This window comes from Streptococcus suis (assembly GCF_024509555.1).
GTDB classification, from domain to species: Bacteria; Bacillota; Bacilli; order Lactobacillales; family Streptococcaceae; genus Streptococcus; species Streptococcus suis_AD.
In genome coordinates this window covers 1-1,736 of the sequence record NZ_JAMWEL010000041.1, presented here as the reverse complement: position 1 = coordinate 1,736, position 1,736 = coordinate 1, and the positions used below count along the sequence as shown (strand labels likewise).

The window sequence follows — 1,736 nt, the reverse complement described above, 5'->3', positions numbered from 1 at the left end:
GTCAAATCGTTCTTCTCTGCATCCGTTTGTGGAGTTGGAGTAGTTGTTACGACTGTATCAGTACCTGGGATAGTATCAACGGAGCCGTCTGGGTAAGTGATCGTCACTGTTCCATCGTTTCCAACTTCTACAGTTGTACCTGTTGGAAGGTCTGGGTTAGATTTCTCAACTTCGTCTTTAACCTTAGCTTTTTCGTCATCAGTCAAGTTGTTTGTATCGGCAACTGGGGTTACGGCTGGAGTGTTTGGTGTGTTCTCATCCGCATCTGATGGGTTAGCTGTTACAGGTTTTTCAGTAGAATCTGATGTGTTACCTGCTTCGTCAGTAGCTGTTGCAGAAACTTTATCACCTTCTTTGAGCTCAACACCTGCTGGTACATCAACTGTGTAGTTGCCGTTTTCGTCAGCTGTTGTTGTAGCAGTTGAACCGTCTGGGAAGGTTACAGTTACGGTTGAACCTGGTTCAGCTGTACCTGTTACTGTTGTATCACCTGCTTTTGGTGTGTTGACTTCTGGTGCTTCTGGTGCTGTCGTATCTGTATTAGGGGTTACTGTATCAGTACCTGGGATTGTGTCAACTGAGCCGTCTGGGTAAGTGATCGTCACTGTTCCATCGTTTCCAACTTCTACTGTTGTACCGGTTGGAAGGTTTGGATTGGACTTCTCTACTTCTTCCTTAACTTTAGCTTTTTCGTCATCAGTCAAGTTGTTTGTGTCGGCAACTGGTGTTACGGCTGGAGTGTTTGGTGTGTTCTCATCCGCATCTGATGGGTTAGCTGTTACAGTTTTTTCAGTTGAATCTGATGTGTTACCTGCTTCATCAGTAGCTGTCGCAGTGACTTTATCACCTTCTTTAAGTTCAACACCTGCTGGGACGTCAACTGTGTAGTTGCCGTTTTCGTCAGCTGTTGTTGTAGCAGTTGAACCATCTGGGAAGGTTACAGTGACAGTTGAGCCTGGTTCTGTTTTACCTGTTACAGTTGTATCACCTTCTTTTGGTGCGTTAACAACTGGTGCTTCTGGGGCTGTTGTATCTGTATTAGGTGTAACTGTTTCAGTACCTGGAATTGTGTCAACTGAGCCATCTGGATATTTAATTGTTACTGTTCCGTCGTTACCAACTGTTACTTCTGTTCCTGTTGGAAGGTCTGGATTAGATTTCTCAACTTCTTCCTTAACTTTAGCTTTCTCATCATCAGTCAAGTTGTTTGTATCTTCAACTGGCGTTACGGCTGGAGTATTTGGGGTGTTCTCATCCGCATCTGATGGGTTAGCTGTCGTTGTAGTTTCTGTTGGTTCTGAGACGTTACCAGCTTTGTCGGTTGCTGTCGCAGTGACTTTGTCGCCTTCTTTAAGCTCAACACCTGCTGGGACGTCAACTGTGTAGTTTCCGTCTTCATCTGCAGTTGTTGTTGCAGTTGAACCGTCTGGGAAGGTTACAGTTACTGTTGCACCTGGTTCTGTTTTACCTGTTACAGTTGTATCACCTTCTTTTGGTGCGTTAACAACTGGTGCTTCTGGGGCTGTTGTATCTGTATTAGGTGTAACTGTTTCAGTACCTGGAATTGTGTCAACTGAGCCATCTGGATATTTAATTGTTACTGTTCCGTCGTTACCAACTGTTACTTCTGTTCCTGTTGGAAGGTCTGGATTAGATTTCTCAACTTCTTCCTTAACTTTAGCTTTCTCATCATCAGTCAAGTTGTTTGTATCTTCAACTGGCGTTACGGCTGGAGT

At 44.4% G+C, this 1,736-nt stretch carries 1 protein-coding gene; it reads right to left on the bottom strand.

Annotation, left to right across the window (positions count from 1 at the left end):
- On the bottom strand, nucleotides 1-1,736 hold a 1,736-nt coding region (locus NF418_RS10220; protein ID WP_256779520.1), incomplete at both ends, for an Ig-like domain-containing protein.